33 protein-coding genes are annotated in these 24,880 nt (G+C 51.2%); 12 read left to right on the plus strand and 21 right to left on the minus strand.

The window, feature by feature from the left end; all coding sequences use genetic code 11:
- Positions 1–20 precede the first annotated feature (20 nt).
- Positions 21–170: a YvrJ family protein gene (locus tag FLZ89_RS01980; protein WP_141265542.1), complete on the plus strand. Its 150-nt coding sequence runs from the start codon at positions 21–23 to the stop codon at positions 168–170.
- Between the two features lie 142 nt (positions 171–312).
- Positions 313–951: a hypothetical protein gene (locus FLZ89_RS01985; RefSeq protein WP_141304228.1), complete on the plus strand. Its 639-nt coding sequence runs from the start codon at positions 313–315 to the stop codon at positions 949–951.
- A 241-nt stretch (positions 952–1,192) separates the two neighbouring features.
- On the opposite strand, the gene FLZ89_RS01990 is transcribed toward FLZ89_RS01985, so the two are convergent.
- The 8 genes from FLZ89_RS01990 to FLZ89_RS02025 form a co-directional block, all read right to left on the minus strand.
- Positions 1,193–2,356 carry a hypothetical protein gene (locus FLZ89_RS01990; RefSeq protein ID WP_141304229.1) on the minus strand — a complete coding sequence of 388 codons (1,164 nt, stop codon included), beginning with the start codon at positions 2,354–2,356 and terminating at the stop codon, positions 1,193–1,195.
- A 101-nt stretch (positions 2,357–2,457) separates the two neighbouring features.
- Positions 2,458–3,294 carry a C39 family peptidase gene (locus FLZ89_RS01995; protein WP_141304230.1) on the minus strand — a complete coding sequence of 279 codons (837 nt, stop codon included), beginning with the start codon at positions 3,292–3,294 and terminating at the stop codon, positions 2,458–2,460.
- 309 nt (positions 3,295–3,603) lie between these two features.
- A complete protein-coding gene (locus FLZ89_RS15505) occupies positions 3,604–3,729 on the minus strand; it encodes a cyclic lactone autoinducer peptide (protein ID WP_141265536.1) in 126 nt (41 codons plus the stop codon).
- Between the two features lie 422 nt (positions 3,730–4,151).
- Positions 4,152–4,724 (minus strand): hypothetical protein, encoded by a 573-nt coding sequence (locus tag FLZ89_RS02005; protein WP_141304231.1) that lies wholly within the window; start codon positions 4,722–4,724, stop codon positions 4,152–4,154.
- A gap of 187 nt (positions 4,725–4,911) precedes the next feature.
- A complete protein-coding gene (locus FLZ89_RS02010) occupies positions 4,912–6,153 on the minus strand; it encodes an S-layer homology domain-containing protein (RefSeq protein WP_141304232.1) in 1,242 nt (413 codons plus the stop codon).
- A gap of 107 nt (positions 6,154–6,260) precedes the next feature.
- Positions 6,261–6,818 carry a hypothetical protein gene (locus FLZ89_RS02015; protein ID WP_141304233.1) on the minus strand — a complete coding sequence of 186 codons (558 nt, stop codon included), beginning with the start codon at positions 6,816–6,818 and terminating at the stop codon, positions 6,261–6,263.
- Positions 6,819–7,093: 275 nt separating this feature from the next.
- Complete coding sequence (locus tag FLZ89_RS02020) at positions 7,094–7,576, minus strand: Spo0B domain-containing protein (RefSeq protein WP_141304234.1); 483 nt, start codon at positions 7,574–7,576, stop codon at positions 7,094–7,096.
- Complete coding sequence (locus FLZ89_RS02025; RefSeq protein WP_141265532.1) at positions 7,577–8,041, minus strand: hypothetical protein; 465 nt, start codon at positions 8,039–8,041, stop codon at positions 7,577–7,579.
- A gap of 1,014 nt (positions 8,042–9,055) precedes the next feature.
- Here FLZ89_RS02025 and FLZ89_RS02030 point away from each other — a divergent pair.
- Together FLZ89_RS02030 and FLZ89_RS16490 are read left to right on the plus strand one after the other, a co-directional pair.
- On the plus strand, positions 9,056–9,403 hold the full coding sequence (locus FLZ89_RS02030; RefSeq protein WP_141304235.1) for a transposase: 348 nt from the start codon (positions 9,056–9,058) through the stop codon (positions 9,401–9,403).
- Positions 9,404–9,998: 595 nt separating this feature from the next.
- Entirely contained in the window at positions 9,999–10,067 is a 69-nt protein-coding gene (locus FLZ89_RS16490) for a YvrJ family protein (RefSeq protein ID WP_373995612.1), read from the plus strand.
- Between the two features lie 145 nt (positions 10,068–10,212).
- Here the strand turns inward: FLZ89_RS16490 and FLZ89_RS02040 are convergent, their stop codons facing one another.
- The 3 genes from FLZ89_RS02040 to FLZ89_RS02050 all read right to left on the minus strand — a co-directional run bounded on the left by FLZ89_RS02040 (position 10,213) and on the right by FLZ89_RS02050 (position 11,356).
- Positions 10,213–10,581: a DUF433 domain-containing protein gene (locus FLZ89_RS02040; RefSeq protein ID WP_216363813.1), complete on the minus strand. Its 369-nt coding sequence runs from the start codon at positions 10,579–10,581 to the stop codon at positions 10,213–10,215.
- Between the two features lie 81 nt (positions 10,582–10,662).
- Positions 10,663–11,031: a type II toxin-antitoxin system RelE family toxin gene (locus tag FLZ89_RS02045; RefSeq protein WP_141304236.1), complete on the minus strand. Its 369-nt coding sequence runs from the start codon at positions 11,029–11,031 to the stop codon at positions 10,663–10,665.
- Positions 11,009–11,356, minus strand: coding sequence for a hypothetical protein (locus FLZ89_RS02050; protein WP_253256384.1), 348 nt, complete (start codon positions 11,354–11,356; stop codon positions 11,009–11,011). Before FLZ89_RS02050 ends, FLZ89_RS02045 begins: the two co-directional genes overlap by 23 nt.
- 306 nt (positions 11,357–11,662) lie before the next feature.
- On the opposite strand from FLZ89_RS02050, the gene FLZ89_RS02055 reads away from it, so the two are divergent.
- From FLZ89_RS02055 to FLZ89_RS02070, 4 genes are all read left to right on the plus strand, one after another.
- Positions 11,663–11,890: a DUF1659 domain-containing protein gene (locus FLZ89_RS02055; RefSeq protein ID WP_141304225.1), complete on the plus strand. Its 228-nt coding sequence runs from the start codon at positions 11,663–11,665 to the stop codon at positions 11,888–11,890.
- A 25-nt stretch (positions 11,891–11,915) separates the two neighbouring features.
- Positions 11,916–12,137: a DUF2922 domain-containing protein gene (locus FLZ89_RS02060; protein ID WP_141304226.1), complete on the plus strand. Its 222-nt coding sequence runs from the start codon at positions 11,916–11,918 to the stop codon at positions 12,135–12,137.
- Between the two features lie 166 nt (positions 12,138–12,303).
- Positions 12,304–12,534, plus strand: a complete 231-nt coding sequence (locus tag FLZ89_RS02065; RefSeq protein WP_141304227.1) for a hypothetical protein — start codon at positions 12,304–12,306, stop codon at positions 12,532–12,534.
- Position 12,535: 1 nt separating this feature from the next.
- Complete coding sequence (locus FLZ89_RS02070; RefSeq protein ID WP_141304238.1) at positions 12,536–12,685, plus strand: YvrJ family protein; 150 nt, start codon at positions 12,536–12,538, stop codon at positions 12,683–12,685.
- 47 nt (positions 12,686–12,732) lie between these two features.
- Here the strand turns inward: FLZ89_RS02070 and FLZ89_RS15510 are convergent, their stop codons facing one another.
- Both FLZ89_RS15510 and FLZ89_RS02075 read right to left on the minus strand, forming a co-directional pair.
- Positions 12,733–12,909, minus strand: a complete 177-nt coding sequence (locus FLZ89_RS15510) for a hypothetical protein (RefSeq protein ID WP_172613395.1) — start codon at positions 12,907–12,909, stop codon at positions 12,733–12,735.
- 30 nt (positions 12,910–12,939) lie between these two features.
- Positions 12,940–13,335 carry a Gfo/Idh/MocA family protein gene (locus FLZ89_RS02075; RefSeq protein ID WP_141304239.1) on the minus strand — a complete coding sequence of 132 codons (396 nt, stop codon included), beginning with the start codon at positions 13,333–13,335 and terminating at the stop codon, positions 12,940–12,942.
- Positions 13,336–13,561: 226 nt separating this feature from the next.
- On the opposite strand from FLZ89_RS02075, the gene FLZ89_RS02080 reads away from it, so the two are divergent.
- The gene (locus FLZ89_RS02080; protein WP_141304240.1) at positions 13,562–13,843 is read left to right on the plus strand and encodes a hypothetical protein; all 282 of its coding nucleotides are present in this window, start codon (positions 13,562–13,564) and stop codon (positions 13,841–13,843) included.
- A gap of 153 nt (positions 13,844–13,996) precedes the next feature.
- Here FLZ89_RS02080 and FLZ89_RS02085 read toward each other — a convergent pair whose 3' ends face one another.
- Entirely contained in the window at positions 13,997–15,139 is a 1,143-nt protein-coding gene (locus FLZ89_RS02085; protein ID WP_141304241.1) for a stalk domain-containing protein, read from the minus strand.
- A gap of 45 nt (positions 15,140–15,184) precedes the next feature.
- Here FLZ89_RS02085 and FLZ89_RS02090 point away from each other — a divergent pair, with 45 nt between their 5' ends.
- Positions 15,185–15,397, plus strand: a complete 213-nt coding sequence (locus tag FLZ89_RS02090; RefSeq protein WP_141265525.1) for a hypothetical protein — start codon at positions 15,185–15,187, stop codon at positions 15,395–15,397.
- Positions 15,398–15,417: 20 nt separating this feature from the next.
- Here the strand turns inward: FLZ89_RS02090 and FLZ89_RS02095 are convergent, their stop codons facing one another.
- Genes FLZ89_RS02095 through FLZ89_RS02105 form a run of 3 tightly spaced genes read right to left on the minus strand, consistent with a single transcriptional unit; the run spans position 15,418 to position 18,919 of the window.
- Positions 15,418–16,629: an ABC transporter permease gene (locus tag FLZ89_RS02095; RefSeq protein ID WP_141304242.1), complete on the minus strand. Its 1,212-nt coding sequence runs from the start codon at positions 16,627–16,629 to the stop codon at positions 15,418–15,420.
- A complete protein-coding gene (locus FLZ89_RS02100) occupies positions 16,626–17,375 on the minus strand; it encodes an ABC transporter ATP-binding protein (RefSeq protein WP_141265523.1) in 750 nt (249 codons plus the stop codon). Before FLZ89_RS02100 ends, FLZ89_RS02095 begins: the two co-directional genes overlap by 4 nt.
- 5 nt (positions 17,376–17,380) lie before the next feature.
- The gene (locus tag FLZ89_RS02105; RefSeq protein ID WP_172613396.1) at positions 17,381–18,919 is read right to left on the minus strand and encodes an HlyD family secretion protein; all 1,539 of its coding nucleotides are present in this window, start codon (positions 18,917–18,919) and stop codon (positions 17,381–17,383) included.
- A 192-nt stretch (positions 18,920–19,111) separates the two neighbouring features.
- On the opposite strand from FLZ89_RS02105, the gene FLZ89_RS02110 reads away from it, so the two are divergent.
- On the plus strand, positions 19,112–19,468 hold the full coding sequence (locus FLZ89_RS02110; protein ID WP_141304243.1) for a nucleotidyltransferase family protein: 357 nt from the start codon (positions 19,112–19,114) through the stop codon (positions 19,466–19,468).
- Complete coding sequence (locus FLZ89_RS02115) at positions 19,465–19,977, plus strand: hypothetical protein (RefSeq protein WP_141265520.1); 513 nt, start codon at positions 19,465–19,467, stop codon at positions 19,975–19,977. The genes FLZ89_RS02110 and FLZ89_RS02115 overlap by 4 nt, the downstream gene beginning before the upstream one ends.
- Positions 19,978–20,103: 126 nt before the next feature.
- Here the strand turns inward: FLZ89_RS02115 and FLZ89_RS02120 are convergent, their stop codons facing one another.
- The 4 genes from FLZ89_RS02120 to FLZ89_RS02135 are packed head-to-tail and all read right to left on the minus strand — an operon-like array spanning position 20,104 to position 24,728.
- Positions 20,104–21,603: an ABC transporter ATP-binding protein gene (locus FLZ89_RS02120; RefSeq protein WP_253256385.1), complete on the minus strand. Its 1,500-nt coding sequence runs from the start codon at positions 21,601–21,603 to the stop codon at positions 20,104–20,106.
- 39 nt (positions 21,604–21,642) lie between these two features.
- Positions 21,643–22,704, minus strand: a complete 1,062-nt coding sequence (locus FLZ89_RS02125; RefSeq protein ID WP_141304244.1) for a BMP family lipoprotein — start codon at positions 22,702–22,704, stop codon at positions 21,643–21,645.
- A gap of 42 nt (positions 22,705–22,746) precedes the next feature.
- A complete protein-coding gene (locus tag FLZ89_RS02130; protein WP_141304245.1) occupies positions 22,747–23,682 on the minus strand; it encodes an ABC transporter permease in 936 nt (311 codons plus the stop codon).
- Complete coding sequence (locus FLZ89_RS02135) at positions 23,682–24,728, minus strand: ABC transporter permease (protein ID WP_216363814.1); 1,047 nt, start codon at positions 24,726–24,728, stop codon at positions 23,682–23,684. Before FLZ89_RS02135 ends, FLZ89_RS02130 begins: the two co-directional genes overlap by 1 nt.
- Positions 24,729–24,880 lie beyond the last annotated feature (152 nt).

The raw sequence follows: 24,880 nt of genomic DNA on the forward strand, positions 1-24,880 counted from the left end.
GGAAAAGGAGGGAGCCTGACATGGAAAACCTCTGGGTCCAGATCGGCAACTATGGCTTCCCCATGGTCATCGCCTTTTACCTCTTAGTCAGGGTGGAGAAAAAACTCGACGACCTGACGGCGGCCATCCAAGCCCTGGCCCAATCTTTGAACAGGGCCGCGCCGGGCTAAAGCCGCTGCCGGGGCCGTAAACTGAAGCCCCAGCCGGTGCCGCAGGCCGGCTGCTGCCGTTATGTCGATTCGTGATTAATGGCCGTCTTGATGGGCGAACTTCTGTTCGTTTATAATATAACTTAGGCAGGAGGTGGTATATTTGGCAGCCAGCTGGATACAGAAAGGTCTGTGGCAAAATCTTAATTGCCTGGTGCCGGTCTACGGCACAGGCGACGACTGCGGTAACTACACTGAGGTCTGGCTGGATGACGGCCAAAAAATCCTGGACCGCCGTCGGACAAAGACCGTCCTGAAGGCCCTGGCCTCTCATCTGGGGGTTTCCTGGCGGCAGGAGTATACCGCCTGGTCCAGGGAAGGCCGCAGTCACCTGGCCCCCATTGTCCTGGGGCCGGAAATGGTCCTGGTACCTTTACGCCTGCGCCGGCCCCGCTGCCGCGATGAGGGCGGGACAGGCTATGTGGTCGGTAGCAAAGTAAAAAGTTTTGAGCCTTACGTCGAGGGCTTCTTTCGCACCCGGCTGATCCTGGCCGGCAACCAGGTCCTGCCCTGCCTTTTAAATATGGATACCCTGGCCCTGCGCCTGCTGGACGGAGAAAGGGCCCTCCAGCGCCGCCGGGAAACCTTTTGTAAACTTTCCGCCCGCGGTACCGTCTGCCGTGAAAAAAACAGCTGCTACCTGCTGGTAGAGCCCGGCGGCAGTACTGTCGCCGCACAGCTCATCGATCGCAAGGGTGACGTCATAATCCTCCGCCGGGAAGATAAATTGAGCCCCCTGTGACTGCTGGGGACTGCTTTCATTGCGGGGACCCATCATGCTATCTGCTTTTTTGCCTATAATGTATCACACTACTTAACAAGTTTAAAGCTCATTATAATATTACAGAGGAAAGGGGCTGCACGACTGGCTTTCGTGACAGCCCCGCTTTTTGGATTTGTGCCCTCTCAAAAAATTAAGGTTCGATAATTACGAACCGGACCTCACTCCTGGGAACTTGATCTGTTTCCCTGTTTCTCCACTTTTACATCTCAAAGGGGTCTCTCCATCTCCAGGCCAGCACATTCCCCCCGGTATAAATCAAATCGATAACACCGGTATCGAAAACCCTGACGTCGTTCATTTCCAGATCATATGCTTGGACCTCCTCCCGAACATTCCACATCCAGGTTATGAATTTATTTCCAATAGTTGGTGTAGTGCTGTATCGATGGGCACTATTATTGGTGATCTGGATAGATTCATCAGTATCTAAATTATATTTGACAATTTCGCCGTATTTACCCACTCTTGTGTCTCTGGCCAGCCAGGTAACATTCCTGCCATTTATCCGGGGTGCAAAGCTGCAATGGTTGGATGTTAGGCGAAACTTTTTTCCGGTGACTAAATCTTTAAAGAACACATCGCTTTCCGCCCGTATTTCTTCATATACGAAACGCGCCTGGGACCAAACCAGCTTATTGTCATATATGTCCGGACTGTTTAATATAACTCGTGGAGCGCCGGGCAACTCCTCGATTGCTTCTAGACGCCCTTGGTCGAGGTTATAGATATATATGACGCTTGTCAAATTCCCGTCTATAATTTCATATTGTGCCCATGTAATTTTATTGCCAAATATAGATAGATCCCCGGGTTCATAGCGAATACCAGAAGGCCCGGGGCCTTCGATCTTAATTTCCTCAACCCTGTTCTTGCTGATTTCGATTATCTTGCCGGTAGGGAGGTGTTTGGCTGCCAGGAGCCAATCTTCGGATTCAAAATCGGTAGTCCCTTCAATCCAGGCCACCCAGGGTCCATATTTGCATATAGAATGAATCTTCCTTTTTGAACTTAAGGGACTGGCCAGCTCATAAAGCTTTTGCTCATATGGATCGAAACAATAGTAGGTTAATGATATATCCCCGGGGTTATGGGGATGGGGTAGAGTTACAATAATCTCTCCTTCATGGTTCACGCCAGCGACAGTGATAGCATGGGGTACTGTTTTATAGGGAATCGTTTCTTTCTCCTCAGGGTTTTCTTTTTGGTCTTTACTTTCCGGGGGCTTTATACTTGCCCTTCCTTTTGACTGCTCCCGGGCAACATCACCGTTGTTCGTTGTTGTTCCAGATAATATAAATTTTGACCCCGTCCCCAAAACTAATAGGCCGATGACCAGAAGAGCGATTAATTTCAACTTAGACATATCGATCTCTCCTATTTTGCAACTTCATATAAGTGAAAAGAAAATATAGAGAGGACAAAGGGTGTTTTTAAATTATTACCCTTTGTCCTCTTAATATTATACTAATAGGTCATTCCCCGATCTACAAGCACATCACTCATCACGCTGGCTTTGACCCAATGATTACCATAAGCCTCAGGATTGTTCTCATAAGTATCCCAGTAATTTATTTCATCAGGATCTCCATCGCCCCCTGTTATATACCCCCCGCCTGCCAGGTAATGCCAAACCTCTTTGCCTTCCCATCCAGGTAGATAACCATTCTCTGAACTTGTGTGGGCATCATAATTCACAGGGTAATTTAAATCAACGTTCAGTTTCGTATAATCATGAACTTGCTGGGCAGTTGGAGCCCATTTATTTACATACCATTGTCGTCCCCACCAATCATTTAAGCATACCGGAATCTTGTTGAAATCTGTACCCTGTGTGTTTGTTCCCATATACTTTGCCAGGTTACTCTGAGTTAAAGGTTGGTCTTCAGGACCATTGGTGACACCAAGGTAATCTAGCATCATATATACAGTAGCGGGACCGCAATAATAATTCGTTTCCTGGGGTACTAAGTCTAACACAAGCGCTTTTCCTGAACCGCCCTGGATTGAAATATCCTTGGTAGTTCCTTTGGGACTGGGAAGGTATTTTTCCGAACGCAGTTCCTCTAAGGCTTTATGGTAAGAACCTTTTGGTAACTCACCGCGCTCCTCTTTATAGAAAATGTCCATAATCCGTTTAGTAATAGCTTCTTTTTGCCTTTCCCGCTCTATTTGAGCTTTAGTGCGTTCGCTCAATGGTTGTGTATAATTTGGATCCGTAACGGGACCATCCGCATGCGCAATAAAGGGGAATATTACCATAAATGTAATTAGAATAATTATCTTATTGCGATATAATCTCATGATTTTGCCCCCCTGCTTTGATTTTATTCTCCTTTTTTCCTTACCAAACTACCAGAACGGCACCTACTCTTTAGCTTTTCTGGCTCACAATCACGCTTTAGTCAATTTAATGCCCTCAATAAATCATCCCCCTTTTCATTTTCTGCTTCCATTTTATCATCATTTTACCCAATCCGATCTTTTTTTGGGATATAATGTGGTTTTTAGCGGATATAATGCGGTTTTTGCCAGACGAAATCAGCAGTGCCGGTTCAGGGGTCTTTGACAAATTTTAAAGGGGCAGGTTTCTTCCCTGTCCCCCTTAGTAATTTATTTCAGCAATTCCCGGGGAGCTTCCGGCTGGTACCAGGCCAGCCAGCTGGTCGGCCGGACCCCCAACAGGGCGACAAATATCGCTAAGTTAGCCACTAGGGTAAATAAAAAGCGTCTCCTCATCCGGATCACCTCCCCCCTTTAGTAATAGAGCTGGTAACTTTTATTAATAACATGTCATAATGGTGCATCAATTTATAACCTGCCGGCAGTAGCGTGAATAGCTGCAACAGTAGCCCTAAGGAAGCCGCGAAAATCAAATCGCTTGTAAGAGGCAGTATGTTTACCAACATAAAGTAGGCAAAAGGGTAATAAAAAACCGCCTGACAGCAACGCGTCAGCGTTAGCAATAGAATTGAGTTCACCTGAACCCACTATTCCCTCAGGCTGCCGGCGAAAGCATAAGTGGTATGTCCATTTGCATCTGTCCGTGGTAGTAATCCCATAGTAACGATGAGTGAACGATCTGACCGTTAAGGATCATCCAATCCGGTTCCGGTGTACAACGTCGTCCACCTGCGGGGGGTCTCACAGCGTACTGTTTATTATTTTACGTTAAGTTCAGGTTCAATTAGACTGGGGTCGTATCTAAATAAAGATCTCGCATACGATACGTTAGAGTCGAAAACAATTTTTTTATTAAAACAACGGTTCTTTTGATCCCAGTAATAGTCAGCCAATTGAATATTACTAGTATGCATCACATAAATATGCCTTTCTAAATCCCCGGCGTCAGGGCTAATAATGCGAGATTTGTTAAAGATACCTATCCAGAATTCAATTTGTCCCAACTGCACATAATCGTTAAACAGGGGAAATATTTTCCCTTCTTTTCTTACAAGTAAAAGCCATCGTTGACCATCATCCCACCCCATTAAGCCATCCGGACCCCTTTGGGCTGAGGTATACAATTCGACGCTTTCATCCTTGCCATCACTATCTACGTCCTCATACACTCTTTCAAGGAGGGTAAGGTTTTTAGTCGTAATTGTTCCCTCTGCTGCCGCCTGGATTGTCTCGACTTTTTGTTTCTTGAGGGTTAATTCAATTACTACTAACAGACAAGCGACGGAAAATAGACCCAAGAATATAAATATGAGATATTTATTTCGGTTCATCATGCTACCTGCCTTTTGGCCTATAATGTATCACAATAATTAACGAGTCTTGTGATAAAGATAACGCTGGATCAAATTTCAATATTAGTCAAAAACGAAGAAGGGATATTGTTAGACCTATCCCTTCGGATTTGCTTTCTCTATATTACTTCTATCGCTTGAGTTCACATGAACCCAATCTATCCCCTCAAGTTGCCGGCGAAAGTACAAGTGGCATGTCCATTTGCATCTGTCCGTGGTAGTAATCCCACAGTAACGATGAGTGAACGACCTGACTATTAAGGATCATCCAATCCGGTTCCGGTGTGCAGCGTCGTCCACCTGTGGGGGTAGTCTCACAGCGTACTGCTGGATACAGGATATCTTCACTGCCATCGGCGAAACGAATATACAACATTTCCCTGTGCGGTGGTGCAACCGGGAGATCGCCTACCCCGGACGGTGGTTCTAATTTTTCTACACTGCGTAAGGCCATTACCAAGCGGTTCAGCGCCGGCCAGTCTTCCTTATTATCGCCATTTAAAGTACGCGGCGATTTTCCTGCAGCCGGAGGCCAGCTTTGACGTGCTTCCATAATACGACCACGTTCTGGCATTACGGGCTCGTTAATCTCGGGATGCTGGGTTGACAGGGATGCTATCGGCTGCAAGCGCTGTAGCATCGCGACCATTTGTCCTCTGGTTACGATTTCATTGCCACCGAATCTCCCATCCGGGAAGCCACTGATCAGCCCTGATTTAATCCCTTGCATAACATAGCTTCTTACTTTTTCTGCTACCGTATCCCGGAATGGCCAGCGGATGTTTTCTAATCCCGTGAGCACAGCCGCTTGGGCCTCCGCCGACCATCCTTCCCTTTGGCGCTCTTCTTTAATGCGACGACGCGCCTCCAGGGCGGGGTTTACGGCCCGGGCCAGCCATATGACAGCCTCTAGCCGGGTCGCAGGGGCATCGGGCTCAAACCGGTTGCCCGCCCGGGCATCTTCGGTGGTTACCAGGGAGGCTGAAAAGGCAAGGGGTAAGGAGCCTTTTTGCCCGGCCCAGTGGTCCCGAGTATCCGGGAAATATTCGGCCATCATATCCGGCGGCAAGTTAATATCTGGTAGGTACTGTACCCGCTGCAGAGCTTTCACGATAAAGGTGACCGCCTCGGCCCGGGTGACCGGATTATCAGGACGAAAAGTACCATCCGGGTAGCCGTGCACATAGCCAACGGACGCCGCTGCTTGAATTACGGTCTCCGCCCAATGACCCTGGATATCTGTAAAAGCCGGTGCTGAATTGCCAGTTTCGTTACTCCTTTGGTCGCCAGGGTTCTGCCCAAGTGCTTGCCCTGTGGACAGTGGCACCTGTGTCCAAAGGATTAGCGAGAATAACAGGGTGATGGCAAGCTTGCAAGCCCACCCGATGAACCCGGGCACTTGTGACATTATTTCTTCCTCCTTTTGGCAGAGAAGGAAAGTTGGAATTAATACATAACTCGATCCAATTAGGTTCCCGGTCACCCAGGGTCCATATTTGCTCACCCTTTATAAAACTATTGACTTTGCCACATCTTATTTCCTTTATCATCCAATCCTAGCACGCGTATTTTTTCACCCCTGTTTAGGTAAAACCCTTCCCTAACTACTAAAAATCCTTCACCATTAACCATTTCTTTCATTATTACGCTGTCAGGAAAATGGATCTCTATTACAAATATATTTGGATTATATACAGTTCCATACACTAGAGTATAAGATTTTGCTTCATCTTCACTTTTATACGTATCAATTCCTACATTCATATTGTCAGACGCAGACAGCATTGAAGAAGAAGAAGATATGCCGGGAACTACAACCCAACCGTTTCCTTTATGTTCCACTCGTACTATATAATCATTGTTTTTTTCTTTAGCAAAAAAGATAAAATCGTTTCCTAAAGGTTTTTTGTCAATTATACGCATCCCTTGATTGATAGAGAACAATGCTTCTTCAGGCGTCAAAAAAACCTTGGTCTCTTTATAAAGGCATCCCACTATAATAATTAGAAATACCAATATCAACCCCATAGCAAGTAATTGCCACTTTATATGGGAACGGTTATTATAAAGCATTTTGATCAACTCCCATTGCGGTAAAAATAGGTTTGAGCCCACTTTACATTCGTTGTAAAAGCTCAGACCTAAGGAATAGGTATTCTGTTTACATTAATATATTGAATAAAAATCGATCCACCAATCGTCATATAATAATTGTCCGTTTACATACAGGTCAGAGCCCACTCTGGTGCCCCACGCTCCTGGAGGATCCTTTTGGGTAAAAGGGAAGTCCCAGGTATTATTTGAATAAACTGCAGTTTTGGTACCGTAAGTATTCCAAATTGGCTCGCCTATATCATACTGATAGTTATTTCCTTAGTTAAAGCCTGATTGAGTTTATTTTGTAAGAAGGCAGCAATCACCGGTTGCTCCAACCGTATCAGGTGGCTGGTATTGCCCGCAATTTGCACTAAATGCGAGGCGTACTCCCGGGCCGGGACTTCTTTTCCCAAGGAAAGCAGGGCATAGACAGTGTCAAGATGGTTAATGATATCGTGCCTTTGGGCGCGTACGGTGCGCAAGAGGCTCTGAACGCTGTCCAGCTCCGTTTCTTTTCGCTCCAGGACTTGCTGTTGCTGCTTTAATTCCGATATTTTTTTAATCAATAAGAGAACCATAAGGTAAAATGACAGGCTAACAAGGTTCGCTCCTATGACTATCGGTTTATAGTAGGTATATTGGGAAAGCTGCAGGCTCTGGACAGCAATGTTTATTAGTAAGGACTGACCTAGCAAGGCCGCGATTAACCAGTAACTATGATTTGCGGTAGCCATTCACAAATCTCCTTTAAAACAGCGGTTATCCCTATATAGTAAATATGTTATTAATAATAGAATTATCAATTCCGGTATGGCCATAAGCAGGCGCAATTTGGGATCAGGCCAGGCGTCACTAAACCGGCTTAATCCTAATAAATGACTCTCCACTGGCAGTAAAATTATTTCAATAGCGCCAAGGGTGGCCAGGGTTGCCAGCGATGCTACCAAACTTTGATTGAAATCCAAATTGAATATTAGCCAAAATATTAGAGTTAAAACCGCAACCCCTATCAGGGCATGAACGCCATAAGGAAAAGGCAATCTCCTGATAAAATAGGAAATTATGGAGGAAAGGGCCGCCCCAATTAGTAGCCTGTAAATGCTGGGACAACGTTTAAATAGGCCTGAGCCAAAAAGCAATAACAGGATACTTTCCGGGAATGACTGTAAGGCCAAATTTATTAACGGCATTTTATCCATATTTTTTACCTCCAAGATATTCTTGGACCGGCTTCTCTTTCCTCCCGAATTAGGGCAAAATGCGGTTTTAGAAGGATATGATGCGGTATTTGGCGGATGAAATGCATGGCTTTATGTCTCAGCCTTTCGGACCGGTTTTCCCTACACTGTATTTAATGTCATTATTCGCCATAAACCTAAATTTTCCTGTCATAGAATGGCACTCCGCGGCTGGTTCTATATCGCCAGGAAGGGTAATAAAAAACCGCCTGGCAACAACGCGCCGGGCGGTAGCAATAAAGAACGTGTTTTAGCTAACATTTAACTTATGCTTGAAATGCTTTTCCGGAGCACCATCAGGCTATCAGATCATATGCCCTCCTCCAGGCTGCTCGAAATCGCACTTTAGTACAAAATTTTCCCTTTATAAGGCGCTGTTCGCCAGCTAGACGCACAGCGCCCTCTATTTTTTCCCGATTCATAAGTTGTTCAGTCGGTTTACTGCTTTTAAGTGTGAGGGGTTATTTCTCCTTAATCCTGTTCGTAACCTCTTTAGATATTCTGTCCAATTTTATGGTTATTTCTTCTTGCATTTTCTTCAATCTAAGCAATAAAACAATAATCGTCGTTAATAAGATCCCAAAAACAATTATAATCACTATAGGAATTAGCAATAGGAAGGAGTTGTAGAAACCGGCATACCATGGTGCCTCTGGAGGCATTAGCATATAGACCCCCCGTTAGGTTAAACTAATAATATATCCATTCTTCAGCCCAATTGAGAGAGGGATCAAAGTATCCATAAGCGTTTATTTTTACTGTTTGGCTTGCCCCCATATTTGTTGACCAAATACCCCTACCAGTAACACCAACTGCGTAAGGGCCAACATCGGTTAACACATCTGTTCCAAGCGGATTCACCTGATTACCATAAATAGCAGACCCAGTATCCCATTTTTCCTTGAGAATGGGATTGTTTATAATGGACCCATAGGTTAAGACACAAAAACAAAAAAATTAAGCTATAATGGTGACATGGAAAAGAGAAAAAAATTTACAGCTGAACAAAAAGCAAACATCGTGTTGGAAATGCTCCGTGGGGAGAAGACAGTAGCCGAGATCGCTGCTCAATACGAAGTCCACCCCACCCAACTACACCGATGGAAGGCTGAGGCCATAGAGAACCTCCCTTCCCTTTTCACCCGCGGCGCCAGCGAACTGGAAAAGATGAGAAAGCAGTATGAAGCCGAGAAGGAGGAACTGATCAAGCAGATCGGCCAGTTGACCATAGAGGTCAATTGGTTGAAAAAAATCTGCCGAACTCAACGAGCGCCGTCAAAAGACGTGAAATGGTGGAGCGTCATCACCCCGAAATCTCAGTAAAGAGGCAGGCGGAACTTTTAGACCAACCGCACCTGCATATACTACAAAGGGATATAGGCTATGTAGTCAATAAAAAGCGCGTTCTGACCGGTTTTCCCTATACTGTTTTTTATGTCATTATTCGCCATAAACCTAAATTTCCCTGTCATAGATAGGCATTCCGCAGCTAGTTCATATCGCCAGGAAGGTAATAAAAAACCGCCTGGCAACAACGCGCCGGGCGGTAGAAAAAAAGCTAAAAGGGATATGGTTAGACCTATCCCTTAGGATTTACCATCTCAATATGAATTTTTCTACTGCTAGAGTTCACATGAACCCAATATATCCCCTCAAGTTGCTGTCAAAAGTATAAGTGGGATATCCATAGTCATTTGTTCGTGATAGGTATCCTAGAATAACGATGCCTGGTTCTGATCATCTCTTTGTTTCAACCGGAAACCGAGCATGTTTGTCATATCAAACCATAAAAATTAGCTACAGGAGTTCATATAATCGTTAAGATACAAATAAAATGTCTGCAGTATTTTTTCCTTTGTATTCCTCTCGTTTTCTTAGTCAATCTACCCTGTAGCCTTTCCAAAATAATATCAGAAGGATATATTTGCTTGTCCGCGTGGAGAAAAAACTCGATGACCTGACGGCGGCTATAAACGAGCTGGTCTGAACCCTGAAACCCCCCGGCTGAATTGCCGCTATCCCGAACCGTGATAAATTCCCTTCTTGATTGCCGAGATAAAAGGCCGCTAGAATTGACCTATGACAGCTAGATTACCGCTCGACCACGAGAAAAGCCAAATTTAACATGGCATTTATGAGGTTTTTATTCTTCTCTTTCTAATCCTTATCTTCCGGGGTTCTATTACGACAATATTCCTTACAATATCAACTTCCCTCAAAATACGGAGGGAAGATAACAAAAGCTCGTTAGTTTGAGTTATTGTAAATTCGTTTGGTATTCTAAGTAGAATTTGTTCTTCCACCAGTACATTAGCTGCGTAGCGCAGTGCCGCCAGGATATCTTCTTTTTTGAGGTCGTATTCTGCCATAATTTCTTCATAAGTAAGGCCCCCGGCTAATTTGCCTACGATAAGTTCAACCGGTACGCGCGTACCCTTTATTACCGGCTTACCCCCTTTAATTAATGGGTCAACAATGATGCCTGGCATTACTTCCTGCATCTTTGCCACCTCCCGTTAACTATTCTACCACAACAATATTATTTGATAAGATACTACTTAGCATTTTATTAAGACCTGTTATTACTTAACCAGTTCCTCGATAAACTTCTCCAATTCTTCCCTGCGCCTGGAAACCAGTTTATAGGCCAGCATTCCTTCGCGTTCAGCTATGCCGGCTATGATGACGACCTCTATTACCTGCAGTTCCGTAACCTTCCATATAATCCGGAGCGACCTGTTATCTACATAAACGCTCCGGTATCCTGCCAGGGGCCTGCCGGCCTGGTTTTCCAATTCTTTGCCAAATGCAGAGGGAGCCCGGGATATTTTTTGCAAGGCTTTAATTACTTTTATCTGCCTGCTTTTATCCAATCCCAGGAAATCTGCTTCAGCCGCGGGAAAAAACTTTACATTGGCCGGTACAAGATCAATCATTTTCGAGGTCGACATCAGGAGCAGCCTCCAGATCCTCCGCGGTTATACCGGCCTTTTTAATTACTTCAGCAAGGGGCACCAAAGCCTGGCCGCCCTTTTCATTTTCGAGGATACGGCACAGTAGTTCCAATTTTAGTTCCAGTTCCGCGGCTTCAGTAACCTTTTCCCAGAGTTTTTTAAAATTATCATAGCTTAAAATAGTTGCCCTGGGTTCGGAACCGGAAAACATCATTAAAAAGGGCATCTCATGCAATTTTGGTTCTACGACACTGCGCCATTTGCGCTGTAAATCGCTGATGTTAACAATCTGGTCGCTGGAGAAAAGCGGCTTACCTTTCATAGCCGGTACGAAGCCTCCCACTGAAAAATCCTCCTTTCTATATGATATGCCTTTACGCGTAAATAAATACGTTATTATTTTCGTTTAAATTATCGCGTATTTGGACGTGAAAGTCAAGAACAATTAATATTAAAGTAATCCGCCTGGTACGATATTCCTGCTTTCGTTTTTCTGCTTTATTGGCTTTCCTTAGCAGCCGGTATTAGCGGTTAACGACAGGTTCTGGCTCGTAATTGTATGCAAACATTAGTTCGTTTTTGCAGGCAACCATGCTATGATGTAGCCGTCCGAAGGGAGGTGAAACAAATGGCTGTGATCAGTACCCCGCTGGCCACCACTTTACGCCTGCAGGTGCAGACCGGGACCGACGCCAACGGGCAGCCCGTTTACCGGGTGCGCTCCTACAGCCGCGTCAAACCTTCTGCCAGCGACCAGGATGTCTACGACGTCGCCCAGGCCATTGGCAGCTTGCAGGTACATCCCGTTAACGCCGTCAGCCGCGTTAACGAGAACGACCTCAGTGCCGGCGCCTAAGTAAATCTATAGGAGGTGAACAGTTATGCTTACCAAACGCCTGGAATTGATCTTCCAGAATGCCGCCGGCCGCCGCACCACCCTGGCCGTCCAGGACCCACGCGACAACCTGACCGAAGCTGAAGTCCGGGCCGTCATGGACCTCATCCTGGCCAGGAACATCTTTACCTCGCCCGGCGGCGACTTGACGGCTATCGTCGGGGCCCGTATCGTCACCAGGGATGTCACCGACATCATCGCTGTTTAAGCTTTGCGGTTAGTTATTCCAGGATGGGGTGAGCGGGTTGAGGTACTCGCAGCTCACCCCATCCCCTTAATTTAGCAGGAACCGTTCAAGGTGGCTTTGGAGGAGCCGCTCATGGCGACATACCGCCACCATCGAATGGTGGAAATAAGAAGAGGAGGCTCCTGGTATGCTGCAGGTCAAATTTAGTTATTTCGCCCGGCCCCGGCGGGGACGCTGCAACTGCTGCGACCGCCAGCAGACCCTGGAAGGTAAAATCCTGCTCCTGGAGGATACTGCCCTCATCGGCGACCTTATTCTCTGCGGCGAATGCGTGGCCGCCTGGGGGGAACTCCTGGGCCAGGGCCGGGAAAAGGTAGTCCAGGAGTGGAACTTCAGCGAGGAAAAGGAGGGAGCCTGACATGGAAAACCTCTGGGTCCAGATCGGCAACTATGGCTTCCCCATGGTCATCGCCTTTTACCTCTTAGTCAGGGTGGAGAAAAAACTCGACGACCTGACGGCGGCCATTCACGACCTGGCCCAAACCCTGGGCAGAACCGCGCCCGGCTAAGGATCTACCGGGGAAATAACCTGCGCAACGCTGCTATCCGAGCGATGTTAAAAATCGTACCCATCGTGGCTAGTCAATATAACATTTTGTATCTTTCTTTTACCCCGGGCTTTACGTAGATCAGGCGGCCGACGATAAAAGATCGTTAAAGTACCGCCGGCGATTAACCGGTCCGGCAGGACGATGATACCGTCCTGCAAGGAAAAGTCTCTGGCCGTCGTCATGCTGGACAGCGCCTCCGGCCTTTTCCCGGTCTAAAAACCTGCCGGCGACACCGAGCCGTGATTGGCAGCGCGGATGGCTACCACCCGGCCCAGCTTACCGGCCTGGATTTCCTGGCGCAGCCGTCGCGCCGCCAGGTGAAAGCGGCAGGGAAAGGCAATGCCCACCTTGTTTTCCCGGCAGGCAGCGATCATGCGGGTGGCATCTTCGACGGTGGTAGCAATGGCTTTGTCGCATAGGATATGCTTGCCATGGGCTGCTTCGTCCAGGGTCAGGCGGGCGTGTTCGGCATTGGCGGAACAGATGATAACCCCGTCGATATCTGTTTCTAGGAGGGTGTCAATCGTAGGGAAGTAACGAGTGCCAAACTGCCCGGCGGCAGCGCGGCCCCGCCCGGCGTCGTCGTCCGCTAGGCCAGCGAACTCCACCCAGGCAGGCGGGTAAGGGCGCCGGCGTAACTGTAGGCATGCATATGGGCAAAACTAAAGATCCTTATCTTCATCCCTTCATCTCCTTGACTACGCTAAAGTAAAAACTTATGTAATTCTCTTATATCTGTTATTAAGTTTTAGCAGCACCCCGCTAGTTTAACACCTTCTTACATAGTCAAGAATAATATACCTGTATGAGGCAAATTATACCAGGTGATTTTATATGACTGATGATATAAACAAAATTCTCGGCTCTCTTTCTTACCTCTTAGGGACTGTAGTTGTAATCGAATGTTTCGCGAAATTATTAAGTGGCCGTTCCCGGATACCGCTATATATTGCCCTGGCAATAATTATCGTCGGCCCCGTCGAGGACCTGATAAACGCCTTTATCGAAAAAAATAAAATATGGCGCCAGGAGCGTAAGTTTTATAAGGAATTGGTTAACCAGATCACCAGTATCGCCTTTTTGATTTTAATGGAGCTTTCAATAAGTGAAGCTTAATCTTTTATTTCACTAGCTAAATAGTTGTCCTGGGCTCATATACCCTTTTTCATTTTCATGTTTTATTAACCATCCTTAGCGCCCGGTATAAGCCCTTTTCGGCAAAAAACACCCCCCTCAATGCAGGGGGGTGATTACCTTTGTGCTTCTTTTTTAACGGTAAAGGCGTACTTCATAGTCATTAAGTATCAAATGGTAATCAGTTGACTGAGCTATCATGGGAACCGGCATATATAGGATGCTATCTCGCAACAAGCCCTCACTCGTTGCTTTAATAACTATATCTTTATCTTCTAATTTAACCCAAGCTAAGCGTTGTTCATTATCCCAAGCGACTGTTCCGCCCATTCTGGTGAAAACTTCTCTGACAGGCAGGTATACAACGTCATTAATGGCAAAGGGAGTATGTTTTAAATTAACCTCAGAACCGTCAATGAAAACTTTGAAGTTAGGTGTTAAATCCTGCAAATTCTTTGTTTTTGCTATGGCTTTAATCACTTGCAAGACATATTCCTGGCAATAGGCCCCTGCCTTGGGATCCCAGTTTTCATTTTGGGGTTCGCTATTTGATAAGATGCGAATACCAAGAAAAGGTATATTGTATGCCCGGGCAACTTGAGCCGCCGATGCTGTTTCCATTTCTTCTACTGAAGTACCAAGTCGTTCATGCGCCCATTTTATACGATCTAGTTCCCGGTTCCATTCATCTGCAGTGCCAATTACTCCCCTGACAACCCGACCGTATTGATAGCTACTGGCTACACTTTCGGCTATCTTCAATAATTCCTGGTCGCCCTCAAAACCGTGAAAACTTATCCTCTTGCCATCCAAATTCAATTTTACATCTTCTGGTATCCACTCCAGAGGATTAGTGCCCTGCCCATAATCCCGGTGGTTAGACTTGAACTTTCCGTAATTAATGGCCTTTTCTCCTAAGACAATATCAAAACGGTGTAAAGAAGGGTCGTGGCCCCCTGATGTTCCCTGGTTGATTATAGCCCAAGGATGAAATTTCTCAATAGCCAAGAGCGTAGCGGCGGCAGCGTTAGTAATACCTACTTCAGTACGGGAAACAACAACTGGAAGATTGTCAATCGTTCCTTGCCAAAAAGTCCAGCTGCCAAAGGTTATTTCTTTGGGGTTATCCAATGCTTTCACCAGTTCTTGTATCTCCAGATCCATCGCTCCCTGGACTACAAGCGGTCTGGCATCGATGTCTGCCGCTACCGCATTTGCCCCACCCAGGGCTATAAAGAAGAACAACGCAAACACGAGGAAAAAATACTTTTTGATCATAAAAAACCTCCTTTAAGAGATTTATTTAAAATATTCTTTCCTCATTTGGAAAATCCTTCTGTTAAAATTTCGATTTTTGCCCTCCAGCGCCGCCGGGAAACCTTTTGTAAACTTTCCGCCCGCGGTACTGTCTGCCGTGAAAAAAACAGCTGCTACCTGCTGGTAGAGCCAGGCGGCAGTACTGTCGCCGCACAGCTCATCGATCGCAAGGGTGACGTCATAATCCTCCGCCGGGAAGATAAATTGAGCCCCCTGTGACTGCAGGGGGCTTTTTAAGTCTACTCGTACCGCAGGGCTTCGATGGGGTTGGAAGTTGCGGCTTTGCGGGCCGGGTAGTAGCCGAAGAATATCCCCACCAGGGCCGAAAAACCGATGGCCAGCAGGATGGAGGCCGGGGCGATGACTGCCGGCCAGCCGGCCAGAACGGCTACCAGGCGGCTGCCGGCGAGGCCGGCCAGCATCCCGATCACGCCGCCGGCCAGGCTCAATACCAGGGCTTCGATGAGAAACTGGGTGAGGATGGCCCCGCTGGTGGCACCGACGGCCATGCGGATGCCGATCTCCCGGGTGCGCTCGGTGACGGACACCAGCATGATGTTCATGATGCCGATGCCGCCCACCAGCAGGGATACCGCCGCCACGCCGGCCAGCAGCAGGGTCATGGTTTTGGTGGTGTCGGCTACCGTCTCCATGATGGCCGTCATGTTCTGGATGTTGAAGTCGTCTTCCTGCTGGCTGCTGAGGCGGTGCCGCTGCCGCAGCAGGGCGGCGATTTCTTCCTGCACCGTATTGAGGCTTGCAGCATCCCGGGCCTGGACGTTGATGACCTGGACGTTCTGCCTGCCGGTGAAGCGCTGCTGGGCGGTGGTGATGGGAATGTAGATCATGTCGTCCTGATCCTGGCCTCCCATGCCGCCGCCCTGCTCCGCCAGCACACCGATTACGGTAAATCTTAGATTATTGAGGGTGATGGTCCGGCCGACGGCGCTGCTGCCGTCTGGAAAGAGGTTTGCCTCTACTGTCGGCCCTAACACGGCTACCAGGGCGGCTCGTTCGGTGTCTTCGGGGGTGAAAAAGGAGCCGACTGCTGTCTCCAGGTTTCTTATTTCCGGGTAAGAAGCGCTGGTGCCTTTGACGGTGGTGCTCCAGGTCTGGCTGCCGGCGGCGGCCGTCACCTGCTGGTTGAGTTCCGGGGCGACGTTCCGCACCAGGGGCAGCGCGGCTATGGCCGTGGCGTCGTCCAGGGTAAGGCTTTCGATCCCGGCGGCGCCGCGCACCGGTCCAAACCCCAGCCCCGGCCGCACCATCAATATGTTGGAACCCATGCGGGCTATCCTTTCTGTTACCTGGGCCGTTGCCCCCTGGCCGATGCTGACCATGACGATTACTGCCGCTACGCCGATGATGATGCCCAGCATGGTCAGTAAGGAGCGCATCTTGTTGGCCAGCAGCCCGCGCCAGGCTACGGCCAGCGCCGCCCTGAGATTCATCCTTTCCCCTCCCCTGCCGGCACTGCCGCCAGCTCTTTTTCCGCCTGCCGCGGCTGTTCTATGACCTCATCGGCGACGATCAGGCCGTCCCGTACTCGTACCAGCCGCCGGCAGTAGGCGGCGATGTCGGGCTCATGGGTGACGATGACGACCGTCAGGCCGCGCTCGCGGTGCAGGCGCTGGAAAATGGCCATTACCTCGACGCTCGTCCGGGTATCTAGCGCGCCGGTGGGCTCGTCGGCCAGGATGATGGCCGGATCGTTCACCAGGGCGCGGGCGATGGCTACCCGCTGCTGCTGGCCTCCGGACAGCTGGGACGGCAGGTGGTTTTCTCGCCCTTCCAGCCCTACCTGCCGCAGGGCGGTAAGTGCCCTGGCCTGCATTTCTCGCCGGGGGACGCCGGCGTAGATTAGGGGCAGGGCGACGTTTTCCCAGGCCGTCATGTTGCCGATGAGGTTGAAGCTCTGGAAGACGAAACCAATCTGCCGATTGCGGATGTAGGCCAGCTGGTCCGGTGCCAGCCTGGTGACGTCCTGGCCGTGGAGCAGGTAGCGTCCGCTGGTGGGTTTGTCCAGGCAGCCCAGGATGTGCATGAGGGTGGATTTGCCTGACCCGGAGGCGCCCATGACGGCTACCATCTCCCCGGCGGCGATTTCTAAATCGATCCCCCGCAGGGCGTGCACGCGGTTTTCACCGTTGGCGTAGATCCTGGTTACCCCCTGCAGCTGGATTACTGGCGCGCCCACGCCGGTTACCTCCCCTGGGTCGTCCGGGCCGGCTGCCGGTTCTGCATGGGTGCGGGGCCGAAGAACGACCTGGTCTGGGTGCCGGTGGACGATCTGGCGGATGTGCTGGTGCCGATGATTACCGCCTCGCCGGGCTGCAGCCCGCTCACGACTTCCACGCTGCTCTCGTCGCTCAGGCCGGTGACGATCTGGCGGGGTACCGGGCGGCCGTTTTCCAGGACCAGCACCGTGGCCCGGCTGGCGCCGGGTTCTTCAGCGCTTACCTCGCTCTTCCCCGTACCGGTACCGCCGCCGGAAGATGTGCCACCCTGCCCGCCGCGCTGGCCTGCCGCGCTGCCAAAGCTACCCGCCGCTGTGCTGTTGGCAGGGCTGCCGTTTTTACTGCTGCTGTTCTGGTAGCTGCTGGCAAAAGATAGGGCCGCCCTGGGCACGGTGAGGACGTTGTCCTTGCGGGCGATGATGACATCGACGCTGGCCGTCATGCCGGCCTTCAGGGGCAGACCCTCGTCTATGGATATAACCACGTCATAGAGTTGGACGTTGGATACGGTCTCGGCCTGGGGGGCGATCCAGGCCACCTGCCCGGACATCTCCCGGCCGGGCACGGCGTTGACGGTGAAGGTTACCTTCTGGCCGATCTTTACTTTGTTGATGTCGGCCTCGTTCACCTGGGCCCGCAGCTGCAGGGCCGGGGTAATCATGGTAATAAAACTGGAGCTGGTGTTGTCCGTGCTGCTGCCCACGCGGTAGCCCACCTCGCCGTTGACGGCACTGACGATGCCGTCCCAGGGGGCGCGGAGCTGGGCGCTGTCAAGGTTACTCTGGGCCAGGGTCACCTGCACCCGGGCGGCCTCCACCTGCGCCCGCGCCGCGGCGATGTCTTCCGGCCGGCTGCCGTTCTTCAAAGCTTCCAGGGCCGCCTCAGCCTGGCGCAGCTTGGCGGCGGCGGAATCGCGGTTGGTGATGGCGCTGTCCAGCTCTGCTTTGGACAGCGCCCCGGCCTCGTACAGGGCCTGATTGCGCTCTACCGTGGCCTGGGCGTTGTTATATGCCGCCCGGGCGGCTTCCACGTTGGCCTCCGCCTGGGCGATGTCCGTGGGCAGGGGGCCGGCTTCGAGTTCCTGCAGGTTGGCCAGGGCGCTATTGAGATTGGCCCGGGCCTGGGCCAGCTGCGCCTCCAGGTCGGTGGTGTCCTGGCTGGCCAGGACCTGGCCCGCTTTCACGACGTCTCCGGGCTTGACGTAGATGGCTTTGATGATGCCGCTGTTTTTAAAGCCCAGGTTCACGCTCTTGACCGGCTCGATGGTGCCGGTGGCGTTGATGGTGTTGACGATGCTGCCCTGACTGGCGGGCAATGTTATGTATGTCACCTGCACCCGGCGCCCGTGCTGCCACCACAGAAAGGCGCCGCCCAGAAGCAAAAATAAACAAACCCCCAGCAGCCACTTGAGCTTTTTGGGACGGGGGGGCGCTACAGGGACTGCACCTGCTGTCATGTCAATCTCCTCTCCTGCTGCCGCGCTGCCGGTATATCTAATTTCCAATTATAGCAGGAAGCCGGTGGTCAAACCTTAAAAATTTCTAAGAATTGTTAGGGGCGATCTCCATTTAATAAACGAACCCTACTTTTCCCCAGCCTCATCATCGGTCCAAGGAAATGTCTTGTTGTTATCGCGGATTCAGGGTATAGTTAGAGCTGAGGAGTATGGAATATAATCCAGGGTGGTGAGGGCAACATGGAGCCCATTGATTTTATGGCTATGCGCCGGATGGTTATGGCCGAGGATCAGTTATTGGCCAGTCAGCGGCAGGCGGAAGCCCAGGCCAGGGCCCGGGCCGTGGCTAAATGGCTTAAGGAAAAGTATGGTGTTGACGAGGTATATTTATTCGGCTCTCTTGCCTGGGGCGGCTTTAACAGCCATTCCGATATTGACATGCTGATACGGGGTTTTAAAGATAAGGAACACTACTGGCAAATGCAGGTTCAGGCTGAAAACATAGCCGGTCCTTTCGAGTTGAACCTGCTCTGCGAGGAAGAGGCACCGGAATCCCTGCGCCGGAAAGTTGCTGAAAAGGGGGTGAAATTGGCATGAAATTGCGGGATCTGCTCATCCTGGAGGCAAGGCTTAATGAAGAAAAAGAAAACCTGGAGCGGCTAAAGAAAACCTTACAGGCCAGGGGATTCTGGGCCACACCACAGCAGGAGATAAGCCTACGGCAGGCGGATGAGTTTACTTTGCGAGCCCTGGCTTCGGTCCTACTTGACTACTATACCGGTATTGAAAATATGTTTGAGGAAATCGCTAAGGCGGTAGACGGCAGCCTGCCCTCCGGTCAGGAATGGCATAAGGATTTGCTCCGGCAGATGAAGCTGGATATAAACGGTATCAGGCCGGCCGTAATCACCCGGACGACTTTTGCTTTACTTGATGAATACCGTAAATTCCGGCACCTGGTTCGCAATATCTATGGTTTTAATTTAATACCGGAAAGGCTGGAACCGCTGCTCAACAGGTTGCCCGAAGTGGACCAGCGTTTGAAGAACGAGGTTGACGGTTTTATCAAGCAGATGTACGAGATTATCCGGCGAAGCGTTAATTAAGGATGCCTGTGGCCGGCAAGGGGATAAGACGGCGTAAAAGAAAGGCTGTCGACCTGTTGCCTGGCCAACAGCCTGAAACCCGCTTGGGCCCTTACACCGCGTTTAAGGTTCGCCGCAAGCGAAAACTTAAGAAGCCTCCTGCCGGATACCGGCCATAAGGAGCCCTAATGAGCGTTCGTCGGCGTCTCCCGCGTCCATGACCCTCATGAGCTGTCCCTCATATATTACGGCAATGCGGTCGGATAAGGTCATAATTTCTTCCAGGTCCTCAGAAATGAGGAGTACCCCCATTCCCTTGTCCCTGGCTTCCATGAGCTTCAGGCGGACGTATTCGGTAGCTCCTATATCCAGCCCCCGGGCGGGATAGGCCGCCACCAGTACGGAAGGATTACGCGTAATCTCTCGCGCCAAGATTACCCGCTGGATATTACCCCCGGAAAGGCGGCCGGTCGGGGTATCCAGGCCGGGGGTTTTGACGCCAAAGCTCTCCACCAGCGCAGCGGCCCGCGATCTTATACCCTGGTTATGCAGGAAAATCCCTTTGGCATAAGGCGGCCGGCAGTGGTCTTTGAGGATCAGGTTTTCCCACACGGCAAAGGAAGGTATGGTACCTACATGCATTCTATCCTCAGGGATATATCCCAGCCCCTGCTTGATTATCTTCTCCGGAGGCCAATTGGTGATATCCTTCCCGTCCAAAAGGATCCGGCCTTTAGTTGCTTTTCTCAGGCCGCTTATAACTTCCGCCAGTTCCTTTTGCCCGTTGCCGGAGACCCCCGCCAGGCCCAGGATTTCTCCCTGCCTGACTTCTAAAAATATCCCCCGCAGGGCCGGAGTCCCTTTATCGCCGTTGGCCCAGACTTCCTTAAGCTCCAGGACGGTTTTCCCCGGAGGACGCCGCTTCCTGGCTGCCGGAGGAGTCATATCCCGTCCTACCATGAGCCGGGCCAGCTCCTGGGGCGAGGTTGCACAAGTCTTCCGCACGGCTGCTACCCTGCCGTCCCGCAGCACCGTTACTCTATCGCTGACGGCCATGACTTCATTTAACTTATGGCTGATAAATACTACCGGCCGCCCCTGCCTGGCCATATTTTTCAGCAGCGCGATCAATTCGCCGGCTTCCTGCGGGGTGAGCACCGCCGTAGGCTCGTCCAGGATGAGCAGGCTGGCCCCGCGGTAAAGCACCTTGACTATCTCCACCCGCTGCTGTTCGCCTACACTCAGCTGCCAGACGTAAGCGTCCGGGTTGACGGCCAGGCCGTAGGTGTTGGAAATTTCCTTGATCTTCCGGCTGACCGCCTTGAGATCCAGGAAAGCCCCTTTAGGAGACGGCAGGCCCAGGGCCACGTTTTCGGCCACCGTAAGGGTGGGCACCAGCATAAAATGCTGGTGCACCATCCCGATGCCGAGCTCCAGGGCCACCCGGGGAGAAGTTATCTTTACCGGCCGGCCGTTGACCAGGATTTCGCCCTCATCCGGCTGGTAAAGGCCGTAAAGGATGCTCATCAAGGTGCTCTTGCCGGCCCCATTCTCCCCTAAAAGGGCCAGTACCTCCCCGGCTCGTATTTCCAGGTCGACATGATCGTTGGCCAGTACCCCGGGAAACCTTTTGGTAATCCCGCGCATTGCCAGATGCCTGATTTCTCCTGCCATCCGGTTTCCCCTTTACTTTTTCTGCTGTTCTTCCTTCTTGGGCTGTTCCTTGGGAAGCTCTATTTTCAGGCTACCGCTGGCAATGGCCTGCCGGGCTTTTTCCACGGCGTCTTTGGCTTCCTGCGGTATCTTATCGGCCAGCTTGGGGTTATATTTAAGCTCTAAAGTGCCGTCGGCGATGGACAGCGCCAGGTGCTGGCCGCCCAGAACCCCCTGCTGCCTTAAATCTATCATTTTGGTGACTACCTTTTCCCATTGATAAACCTGGGCGGCCAGGACCGTATCAGGGGCTATGCTGGATTGATCCATATCGGTGGACAGCCAGTACTTGCCGCTGCGCCCGGCCACCGCCCGGATGGCGCCCACGGCCTGCTGGGAAGAACCCGTCAGAATATCCGCGCCGGCATCCATATGCACCTTGGCCAGTTCTCCCGCGCCTACGATATCGTTAAAGGAACCGGTGTAGGCGATGCGGACTTTGACTTCAGGTTTGGCGGCCGCCACGCCCTGCTGGAAACCGTAGTTGTACTTGATGGCATCCCCGGATTCTACCGGGCCGACAATTCCCGTAATCCCGGATTTGGTCATCTTGGCCGCCAGTATCCCCAGCAGATACCCGCCTTCCTGGGCCTGGGGATCGTAGGCAAAGATGTTGGGTGCCGTCTGGTATCCGGTGCCGTAGGCAAAGGTGGTCTTGGGAAAATCGGCCGCGATCTCCTGCAGCACGCTCTGGTACTGGGCGCCGTGGGCGATCACAATGTCATACCCCTGGCTGGCATACTGGCGTATGGCCGCCCCGGCGTCGACGGCGTTGCCCAGCCTTTCGCTCACAGCAATCTCCACCTTATCTTTACCCATCTTCTCCTGCACAGCTTTCAGGCCTTCATACATAGACTGGCTCCAGGCCATATCGTCCACCGTGCTGGGCAGGACCAGGGCGATGCGCACCTTCTCCGGATTCTTTTCCTGCCCTTCTTTCGCCGTGTCGGCCGCAGGTTTGCCGCCGCAGGCGGACAGCGCGGCCAGCAGCACGACAGCCGCCAGGATAGTTAAGATTCGCTTCCATTTCTTCATGCCATAAATCCCCCTTCTTATTACCAAGCTAAAATAATGCTTTTACCCCCGGGTCCCGCGTTCGTAGGGCCTGCCCAGGGCCGCAGGCGCCCAGACGCGGCCGAAGGATACAGCCAGGGCCATTATTGTGATTACATACGGCAGGATTACCGCCAGCTCGTAGGGCACGCTGATGCCCAGCACCTGCACCCACTGCTGGAAGGAATCCGCCATGCTGAAAAGCAGCGAGCCGGCCAGGATGCCAAAGGGGCTCCAGCGGCCGAAGTAAACCAGGGCTACGGCAATAAACCCCCTGCCGGCAGTTATATAGTCGGCATACATGTTGGCCTGGCCCACCGTGAGATAGGCTCCTGCAAGGCCCGCCAGCATGCTCCCCAGGATCAGGCACTGGTAACGGATGCCGTCTACGCTGACACCCAGGGTATCGGCCGCTTCCGGGGTGGTACCTACTGCCCTGACTTTCAGCCCCCAGGTGGTTTTATAGAGTACAAGCCAGGATATGGGGACCAGAATATAAGCCAGGTACACAAGCCAGTTGTGGTTGAAAAATATGGTCCCAATATAGGGGATATCTCCCAACCCGGGAATTTTGACAGGCCGCAAACCCTCAATGGTGGTTATGGCCCCTACGTACAGCCGGAAGAGCAGCCCGGATAGCCCCCAGCCGAACATGTATAAGCCGATGCCGCTTATACCCTGTTCAGCCTTGAAAGTTATGCTTACTATACCCATGAGCAGGCCCATCAGGGCGCCGACGATTAAGCTGATCAGGATGCCGAGATAAATATTGCCGGTGCGCCAGGTTACGAAAAATCCCATAAAGGCTCCCATGAGCATAATGCCTTCAATACCGAGGTTGTACACTCCTGAGCGCTGGGTAAACATTTCACCCAGGGCTGCCAGTAAAAAGGGGGTAGCCAGGCGAATCCCCGTAGCCAGTATGCCAACTATTAGTCCTTGACTGATGACGTCTTCCATTATAATCCGGTGCCTGCCTCCTCCTTTGCCTGTTTGGAACTGGGAAAAATATGGCGGGTAAATATACGTGCCAGCAGTTCGGGTTTCCGCAGCAGGAGGTCGCTGGATACGACAAACAGGATGACGAGGCCCTGGATGGCCATAACTATGGCTGCCGGCACGTGAACGGCCCGCTGCATCATGTCGGCCCCTAAAATAAGGGCGCCTATCAGGATGGCGGCCGGTATTGTGCCCAGGGGATGGAGGCGTCCGAAAAGGGCTGCTACGATCCCGCTGAACCCGTACCCGGCCGAAAGGGACTCCAGGGCGCGATGGTGGACTCCCAGCACTTCCACCGCCCCTGCCAGGCCGGCCAGGGCGCCGGCCAGGGCGATAGCCAAAATAAGGTAAAATTCTACCCTGATGCCGCCGTAACGCGCGGCCTCCGGCCCCGCGCCGACGGCCCGCATGCGGTAGCCGATGGTTGTGCGCCAGAGAAAAATATACACCAGGACGGCCAGGACAAGCGCCAGGATAAAGCCCGTATGCAAGCGCATACCCGGTATTAAACGGGCCAGCCAAACCTGCCTGGGCACCAGGCCTGTCTGCGGCACGCCGGTACCATAGGCCACCTCCTGGGGATCGATCAACGGTCCCCTTATCAGGTAAAGGTAGAGCTGCAGGGCGATTTGGTTTAGCATGACGGTGCTCAAAATCTCGTTTACCGCCAGGCGGGCTTTTAACCAGCCGGCGATGCCGCCCCAGATACCGCCGGCCACACAGCCGGCCAGCAAAACAAGGGGTAAAAGGATAACCTTAGGCCAGTCGGGGAGGGCCAGGGCTACGGCGGCGGCCGTTACAGCTCCAACGAGTATTTGCCCCTCCCCGCCGATGTTGAGGATACCGCTGCGGAAAGATATGACTATACCCAGCCCCACTAAAAGCAAGGGAGTAGCGCGTACCAGGGTTTCCGTGATGCCGAATTGGCTGCCGATGGGGCCGGCGAACATAACGCTGTAAGCCTTTATGGGGTCCGACCCGGCTATAATCAGAAGCACAGCGCCCACCAGCAGGGCGCCTGCTAAAGCACCTAGCAGGATTAATGTTTGTATAAGCCACGATTTAGATGTTTGATTATTCACACGTCCACTCCCCATTAATAATGGTTAAAATTTTAATGTTAGTGTTAATGTATTCTACTTACTTATCTTTATTCCTG

This window comes from Moorella sp. E306M, assembly GCF_006538385.1.
Classification (GTDB): domain Bacteria; phylum Bacillota; class DSM-521; order Neomoorellales; family Neomoorellaceae; genus Neomoorella.

Coding starts and splice junctions, on each gene's coding strand:
- FLZ89_RS01980 (WP_141265542.1), top strand. CDS start 21: ATGGAAAACCTCTGGGTCCAGATCGGCAACTATGGCTTCCCCATGGTC.
- FLZ89_RS01990 (WP_141304229.1), bottom strand. CDS start 2,356: ATGTCTAAGTTGAAATTAATCGCTCTTCTGGTCATCGGCCTATTAGTT.
- FLZ89_RS01995 (WP_141304230.1), bottom strand. CDS start 3,294: ATGAGATTATATCGCAATAAGATAATTATTCTAATTACATTTATGGTA.
- FLZ89_RS15505 (WP_141265536.1), bottom strand. CDS start 3,729: ATGAGGAGACGCTTTTTATTTACCCTAGTGGCTAACTTAGCGATATTT.
- FLZ89_RS02005 (WP_141304231.1), bottom strand. CDS start 4,724: ATGAACCGAAATAAATATCTCATATTTATATTCTTGGGTCTATTTTCC.
- FLZ89_RS02010 (WP_141304232.1), bottom strand. CDS start 6,153: ATGTCACAAGTGCCCGGGTTCATCGGGTGGGCTTGCAAGCTTGCCATC.
- FLZ89_RS02015 (WP_141304233.1), bottom strand. CDS start 6,818: ATGCTTTATAATAACCGTTCCCATATAAAGTGGCAATTACTTGCTATG.
- FLZ89_RS02020 (WP_141304234.1), bottom strand. CDS start 7,576: ATGGCTACCGCAAATCATAGTTACTGGTTAATCGCGGCCTTGCTAGGT.
- FLZ89_RS02025 (WP_141265532.1), bottom strand. CDS start 8,041: ATGGATAAAATGCCGTTAATAAATTTGGCCTTACAGTCATTCCCGGAA.
- FLZ89_RS02030 (WP_141304235.1), top strand. CDS start 9,056: ATGGAAAAGAGAAAAAAATTTACAGCTGAACAAAAAGCAAACATCGTG.
- FLZ89_RS02040 (WP_216363813.1), bottom strand. CDS start 10,581: ATGCAGGAAGTAATGCCAGGCATCATTGTTGACCCATTAATTAAAGGG.
- FLZ89_RS02045 (WP_141304236.1), bottom strand. CDS start 11,031: ATGTCGACCTCGAAAATGATTGATCTTGTACCGGCCAATGTAAAGTTT.
- FLZ89_RS02050 (WP_253256384.1), bottom strand. CDS start 11,356: ATGAAAGGTAAGCCGCTTTTCTCCAGCGACCAGATTGTTAACATCAGC.
- FLZ89_RS02055 (WP_141304225.1), top strand. CDS start 11,663: ATGGCTGTGATCAGTACCCCGCTGGCCACCACTTTACGCCTGCAGGTG.
- FLZ89_RS02060 (WP_141304226.1), top strand. CDS start 11,916: ATGCTTACCAAACGCCTGGAATTGATCTTCCAGAATGCCGCCGGCCGC.
- FLZ89_RS02065 (WP_141304227.1), top strand. CDS start 12,304: ATGCTGCAGGTCAAATTTAGTTATTTCGCCCGGCCCCGGCGGGGACGC.
- FLZ89_RS02070 (WP_141304238.1), top strand. CDS start 12,536: ATGGAAAACCTCTGGGTCCAGATCGGCAACTATGGCTTCCCCATGGTC.
- FLZ89_RS15510 (WP_172613395.1), bottom strand. CDS start 12,909: ATGACGACGGCCAGAGACTTTTCCTTGCAGGACGGTATCATCGTCCTG.
- FLZ89_RS02080 (WP_141304240.1), top strand. CDS start 13,562: ATGACTGATGATATAAACAAAATTCTCGGCTCTCTTTCTTACCTCTTA.
- FLZ89_RS02085 (WP_141304241.1), bottom strand. CDS start 15,139: ATGATCAAAAAGTATTTTTTCCTCGTGTTTGCGTTGTTCTTCTTTATA.
- FLZ89_RS02095 (WP_141304242.1), bottom strand. CDS start 16,629: ATGAATCTCAGGGCGGCGCTGGCCGTAGCCTGGCGCGGGCTGCTGGCC.
- FLZ89_RS02110 (WP_141304243.1), top strand. CDS start 19,112: ATGGAGCCCATTGATTTTATGGCTATGCGCCGGATGGTTATGGCCGAG.
- FLZ89_RS02115 (WP_141265520.1), top strand. CDS start 19,465: ATGAAATTGCGGGATCTGCTCATCCTGGAGGCAAGGCTTAATGAAGAA.
- FLZ89_RS02120 (WP_253256385.1), bottom strand. CDS start 21,603: ATGCGCGGGATTACCAAAAGGTTTCCCGGGGTACTGGCCAACGATCAT.
- FLZ89_RS02125 (WP_141304244.1), bottom strand. CDS start 22,704: ATGAAGAAATGGAAGCGAATCTTAACTATCCTGGCGGCTGTCGTGCTG.
- FLZ89_RS02130 (WP_141304245.1), bottom strand. CDS start 23,682: ATGGAAGACGTCATCAGTCAAGGACTAATAGTTGGCATACTGGCTACG.